At 53.6% G+C, this 6,286-nt stretch carries 4 protein-coding genes and 2 tRNA genes; all 6 read left to right on the top strand.

Annotation, left to right across the window (positions count from 1 at the left end; translation table 11 throughout):
• On the top strand, positions 1–862 hold an 862-nt coding region (gene rpoD, locus ACESMK_RS19950), incomplete at its 5' end, for an RNA polymerase sigma factor RpoD (protein ID WP_373002404.1).
• A gap of 95 nt (positions 863–957) precedes the next feature.
• Positions 958–1,034, top strand: a tRNA-Ile gene (locus ACESMK_RS19945).
• A gap of 224 nt (positions 1,035–1,258) precedes the next feature.
• Positions 1,259–2,692: a hypothetical protein gene (locus ACESMK_RS19940; protein ID WP_373002401.1), complete on the top strand. Its 1,434-nt coding sequence runs from the start codon at positions 1,259–1,261 to the stop codon at positions 2,690–2,692.
• A 294-nt stretch (positions 2,693–2,986) separates the two neighbouring features.
• Positions 2,987–4,723 (top strand): LuxR C-terminal-related transcriptional regulator, encoded by a 1,737-nt coding sequence (locus ACESMK_RS19935; protein ID WP_373002398.1) that lies wholly within the window; start codon positions 2,987–2,989, stop codon positions 4,721–4,723.
• An 81-nt stretch (positions 4,724–4,804) separates the two neighbouring features.
• Positions 4,805–4,881, top strand: a tRNA-Ile gene (locus ACESMK_RS19930).
• Between the two features lie 361 nt (positions 4,882–5,242).
• Entirely contained in the window at positions 5,243–5,998 is a 756-nt protein-coding gene (locus ACESMK_RS19925; protein ID WP_373002395.1) for a PEP-CTERM sorting domain-containing protein, read from the top strand.
• Positions 5,999–6,286: the final 288 nt, after the last annotated feature.

The following is a 6,286-nucleotide window of genomic DNA, read 5'->3' as shown; positions in this document are numbered from 1 at the left end:
GCGTATTGACGAGATTGTTCGCCTGCAGAAGCGCATCCAGAACGTGCAGACCGAAGTGGATCTGGACGTGGCCGACATCAAGGAAATCAACCGTCGCGTTTCCATCGGCGAGGCCAAGGCCCGCCGTGCCAAGAAAGAGATGGTTGAGGCCAACCTGCGCCTGGTTATTTCCATCGCCAAGAAGTACACCAACCGCGGCCTGCAGTTCCTGGACCTGATTCAGGAAGGCAACATCGGCCTGATGAAGGCGGTAGACAAGTTCGAGTACCGCCGGGGCTACAAGTTCTCGACCTACGCCACCTGGTGGATTCGTCAGGCCATCACCCGCTCTATCGCGGACCAGGCCCGCACCATCCGCATTCCGGTGCACATGATCGAGACCATCAACAAGCTCAACCGGATCTCCCGCCAGATGCTGCAGGAGATGGGCCGCGAACCAACACCGGAAGAGCTGGGCGAGCGCATGGAGATGCCCGAGGACAAGATCCGCAAGGTACTGAAGATCGCCAAGGAGCCGATCTCCATGGAAACCCCGATCGGCGACGACGAAGACAGCCATCTCGGCGACTTCATCGAAGATATCCAGGCCCTCTCCCCGGTGGATTCCGCCACCGCCGAAGGCCTGCGCGAAGCCACCCGCTCAGTACTGGCCGGCCTTACCGCCCGCGAGTCCAAGGTTCTGCGGATGCGCTTCGGTATCGAGATGAACACTGACCACACCCTGGAAGAAGTCGGCAAGCAGTTCGACGTTACTCGGGAGCGGATCCGTCAGATCGAAGCCAAGGCTCTGCGCAAACTGCGCCATCCGTCACGCTCCGATCACCTGCGTGGCTTTATCGACGATCAGGGCAATCAGGGATAATTTGCCACACAGTAGCGGACGCCAGGTTCTGGACAGAAGTTGGCGCCCGCTCTACTCTCCCCGTCCAATAACCTCGCTCAATGTAGTTGCCTCACGGGCCTATAGCTCAGTTGGTTAGAGCAGAGGACTCATAATCCTTTGGTCGCTGGTTCGAGTCCAGCTGGGCCCACCACTCCTTCCAGTCGCGCTGGATCTCATCGGACAATTCCAACCAGAAATCGCAGATTTCTGTCTAGCTTCCCCTCCAAAGCTCAAGCAAACTCCTGCGCTTTACATACTTTTACAACTTTTTTCCCTGCAGAACTTAACTTTTATACCAGATGGTAGATGCCCCGATTGTGTCGCCCTCCTACTCTGTTCGGGCACTTAATCCCGTGATCAGAATGGAAGTCGACCATGAATACAAAGCAGAATCTCCTGGTTTTAGCCGTTTTAACCACCTCACTGGCACTGGTGGGCTGTGGTGGTTCCGGTTCCTCTGGAAATCAGCAGGTGGAAGAGGACACGACGCCGGATGGACCAACCTTCCCGACCGCGTTTGCGTTTAGCCAGGATCCAGCGACGGCACTGGATGAGATGAAGGAATTGCCTGAGAGAGCATTTCCTCCCGAGTTACATCAGTTTCTGAGGAGCCAGTTTATCGATGGCGCCACCGCCGGCAGCAAAAACCGATTTAACTTCTGGTTCAGTTATAACGAGGACGACAACCCCTCGGAATTTTTCAAGCCTATCCAATGTGGCGCCACTGATTTTGGAACGCTCAAACCACAGCCAGGCTTTACTCAAGATAACGCCAATAGCTTCACAGTGACGGTTGCCGATGACGCGGCAGCGATCCCGCTTGGCGACAACAAATCGCTCTTCCGCCAGAACCTGCAAATTAGTTTCAGAAACTGCGAGATCGTGGAACCGGACGATAACGATACCGTTATCGCAACCATCAATGGCGTCGCCAATATCGAACGCACCTGGGTCGGCGAGAGCAACAGCCCGGATGTCAGCGTAGTCGCTGAAAACTTTTCTCTGGACTTCCAGTTCTTCAACGTTTCGGATCCAGCCTTGGATATCGAATTGACCAGCTCTGGTGATACTTACCGCGTGCTCGGCAAATTCATCGAAACCGCTGTCTTTGGGGAAGTGACTGCCGCGCAAAAAAACACTTTGAGCGACCCGTCTTTGAGTGTCGGAACATCAGATCTTGTTCTTTCACGCCTCGCATCCCATGATTTCAAGGGTATGTACGCCTTTGACGCCGAGGATCTGCAGATCACCACAACACTGTCTGGGGAAAGCCCTGCAACGGTTAAGTTCAATAACTTTGCCTCGGTATTCGTGGCCGACCTGTTCGGTGCAGGGGCTACGGACGAGTATAAAGTCAGCGTTGAGGCGCACTATCGCGGTGATGAAACAGCTGGGGCGAGCTCCATCGTATTCGGTACTGGCGAGGAGGCCGAAACGATCTTTATTGAGACCTTGTCTGCAGCTGGAAACAACGACTTCATTGCGGCCGATATTACCTCTGCCGTAAATCCTGTTGGGCTTTTGCGGACCGGACAAGGCACGGCTTTCCTTGACTGCCCTGCCATCTCAAGCATTGGCTACTCATCAACCCCGGAGGCCCCATTAATCGCAGGCCTTAGCTTTACTATCGACAATACCAACGCGACAGTTCGTGTATTTGTTGATGAAACCAACACCCAGACGGATCGTGAACCCGCTGCTGCATTCTCGACCAGCAGTTTGGATCGCGACTGCCGCCCGGACAACGGGCCAACAAAATACATACCTTTACCGGGACTCGGAGACGTAGATTACACGTTACCGATCTGACCTCAGCCCATAGCGTAGTGGCCGCCACTGGATCGCAAGATCAGTGGCGGCCCGCCTGAACCACGCCCAACTTGCCTCAGCCAGCCATATACCCTGGCACTCATCATCCAGAAGACACTGCCGCGCCCTTGCCAGAAAACTTCCGCGTAGTCTGCAATCACCTGTCCGTGACTCCCCTGAATTTTGGGTTAACATTAAATAGCCTGCCGCAATGCGGCATCTACCTCATGGTATAAAGTGATCCGGAGACGCCCCTGCATCGTTTTAAAGTGGGTATAACTCTGGTGGAGCCAGATGTCAGATAACAGCAACCTTAAGGAATTGATCTCGTCCGTTGCCGCCCGAAAGGCGGAGTTTGCCGACCTGATTGTGGCTTTGGCACCGGATCTCAGTTCACCGTCTATTCTGCCCACCGAGATAGCACTGGAGTTGTCCACCGCGCTACACGACCTTGAAGACCGCGTCACCGGCCACGATCCGTTATACAAATTGGTGAACGATCACAGCGCGCCCGCTCTTGCCCTCAATGAGTCTGGCCAGGTGGTGGCGCTTAATGTGGGCGCGACGCAGTTGTTTGAATTGCAATCCGGCGATGGGCTGGTGGCCCTCGGCATCAGCCCGGAGGCGTTTCACCAATTCAAGGAGCGCCTTGCAAACATCCAGGGACCGACGCTGCTCAAGGCTTATCGAAAAGGCGTTGATGAAAACGCCCTGCCCCTGATTCTTGTGGGCATGTACCATCAGAAACTGAAAACCTTTGTGCTGAACGCGCTGCAACAACACTGGCCAGAATCCATTGATCTGGCCTTTGCCAACGTGTTCGGCCTGTCTGCCAGCGAGCGGAATATTCTCGCACTGCTTTCACGGGGCTGTTCATCAGAAGAGATCGCGGTTGAACGCGGCAGTTCCGTCACCACCGTCAGACAACAGATCAAAAGCCTGCTCCAGAAGCTCGGGGCGAAAAGCCAGGTACAGGCGGCCACGATGGCGGCTTCTGCAGCCACCGCCATGGACACGGTAAAAACCAGGGGTGATCGGCTGTCACCACACTACGACGACTACCCCATGAGTATCCACGAGATGCTCCGTGATCAGCGGCGAATCGGCTGGCGCCGGTTTGGCAAGCCTGGCGGAAAACCTGTGTTGTTTCTGCACGGCCCATCTTTCGGCGCTGGAGATTTTCCGGACGAGCGGCGCTTCGCTGCCCAGTTCGGCCTGGATGTTATTGCCATTGAGCGTGCCGGCTACGGTCGAACGGAACCGTCGGATAAAGCTGAGGATCCACTGGAAAGCCAGTGTGAGGACATCCGGGTCGTTTTGCAGTCGCTGGCGCTGACTGAGGTGACCATTCTTTCTCACGAAGTTGCGTTAATCCCGGCACTGGCTCTTGCCAAACAAGGTGCAATAAGGGTGGACGGTATTGTTTCCATCTCGGCAGCACCGCCTTTCAGGGAGCTGGAACAGATTAATGCCATGCCGGCTCACCAGGCCATCTTTATTCAAGCAGCCAGTCATGCCCCCTGGCTTGCCAGGCTGATGATTCGGCTATTGATTCTTAGGATGAGAAAGCTCGGGCCTGAGCATTGGCCCAAGGTGATTTTCGAGGGGGTGGAACCCGACGATCATATTATCCGTAGAGCTTCTCTCAAACAGGGCGTCATCGCCGCGTACGGGTTTTATGTCAATCAGCTCGGGGCTGGTTACCTGGAAGATCTGAGCATCATGATCAGGGACTGGAGTCATCTGCTCAAGGACCTCGATAACCCGCTATACCTGCTGCATGGTGCCAAGAACCAGAGCACCCCCGCGGACCATCTGAAAATCTTTCATGACATAAACCAGGCCGTACATATCAAAATATACAGCCACGAGGGATTGACGCTAGCCGTCTCTCAACCGGAACGGATCTACAAAACGTTGAGAACAATCATTGAAACCCGGCAACAGGGCATTCCGGATATTTCTACAGCGCAGGACTGTCAGACCCGCGCTTTCGACGATGCGCTAAATAGCAATTCACCACAACAGTAGCGGGCGCCACACCTCACCGGTATAATGGCGCCCGCTTTGTTTCCCCTCCGGGAACACCTCTCAAAACAGCGTTCGCTGAACGGGCCTATAGCTCAGTTGGTTAGAGCAGGGGACTCATAATCCCTTGGTCGCAGGTTCGAGTCCTGCTGGGCCCACCATTAACAACAGCAACAAAGCCCGCCGGGTTTTCCCAGTATTTAGAGCAGGACACCGCCAAAACCATGGCGGAGTCGGGACTTTCCATACTAAGAGCCTTGCTGAGTTTTATTGACTTAACCGTCGACAAATTTTACAGATCCTTTCCCCAGACAGTTCTTGTTCTTAATGAAATCATTTAAAGACAACCAGATATAATTTCTGGCGCGATCTCTGCTTGCTCTCAATGGCAATGAAGGCCTTTAAGGAATAAAGCCGTCAAGGCACCATCCTCAAGCATCGAACTCAGGGTTTCAGCAAGCGGTTATGCTTTCAAGGACGAGATGCCCCACTGAACCGAGTAATTGAACGCAGGTGATCGATATGAACAGGGAATTAAAGGGAGTTGGTTTCAGTGCGGTGACCAGTCTGGTTTTGATGTCACACACGAGTTTGAATTCACACTTCTACCGAAAAATGCAAACAATGTTTAAGAAAACCCTACCCATGTTGCCATTCCTTGCTTTTGCAGGAACGGCTCAGGCAGGTCCCATCACCTTCGACTTCTCTTGCGATCCAAGCTTGGGCAGTGATTGCGCCGGGGATGAAGGCGGTTCAATTACCATAGATTATTCCGATAACGGCACTGGCTATACCTATGACGTTTCCATCAACAATGTCTCGACGGATGCACTCGTCACCGGTTTCGGCTTTGATTTCGCGCCAGATTTCGAATTTGCAAATATGAGCAACTTCTTGATCGAGCGTTATGATGGCACCAGTTTCGAAGATGTCACCTCCAACTGGAATGTCTCGGAAGGCTCGCAAAGTGTCAGTGCTGGCTCGTCGTTCGACGGTATTTTTCTCGATTTCATTGACTTCGATGCCGCACAGACGGGCAACATTAATAAGTATGCCATCGCCAACTTCGGGGGTTTGGACGCCAGAATCAGCTTCGACTATACGTCGCTGCTGACAGCCAATGGTGGCCTCATGCGACTGCAACGGACTGGGGACAACGGCGAAGGCAGCCTCAAACTCGTTGACTCAACGGTAACCGTACCTGAGCCAGGCACCCTTGCATTGTTAGGGCTGGGACTCCTTGGGCTGGGCGCCAGGCGGCTTTTCACCCGAGCCTAATTGGTAACAAAAGGAAATTTTGGCCCCGCTTTGCGGGGCCTTTTACTTGATTTCTTGAACGTTGACTTGAGTTCTCAAAGTGGCCAGCCTTTAACACCGCCTACAGAAAGCAGAGAGTCTTATTGTGTCAATATTATTTACAGGCTGACACGAGGCTCCATGGTTTTTCCGCCAACGAATCCCGTCAAGAAAGCCAACGTCCCCAAAAGACAAGCCGAATACACTACCTTCTGAACAAAAATACCAGCCGTGCCCACCACACGTACGGCCCGAGTATAAAAACAACGA

This window comes from Marinobacter sp., from assembly GCF_041687235.1.
GTDB lineage: Bacteria > Pseudomonadota > Gammaproteobacteria > Pseudomonadales > Oleiphilaceae > Marinobacter.
Note: the sequence above shows the minus strand (reverse complement) of the source record. Positions and strands in the feature narration are given on the sequence as shown.

Coding starts and splice junctions, on each gene's coding strand:
- ACESMK_RS19940 (WP_373002401.1), top strand. CDS start 1,259: ATGAATACAAAGCAGAATCTCCTGGTTTTAGCCGTTTTAACCACCTCA.
- ACESMK_RS19935 (WP_373002398.1), top strand. CDS start 2,987: ATGTCAGATAACAGCAACCTTAAGGAATTGATCTCGTCCGTTGCCGCC.
- ACESMK_RS19925 (WP_373002395.1), top strand. CDS start 5,243: ATGAACAGGGAATTAAAGGGAGTTGGTTTCAGTGCGGTGACCAGTCTG.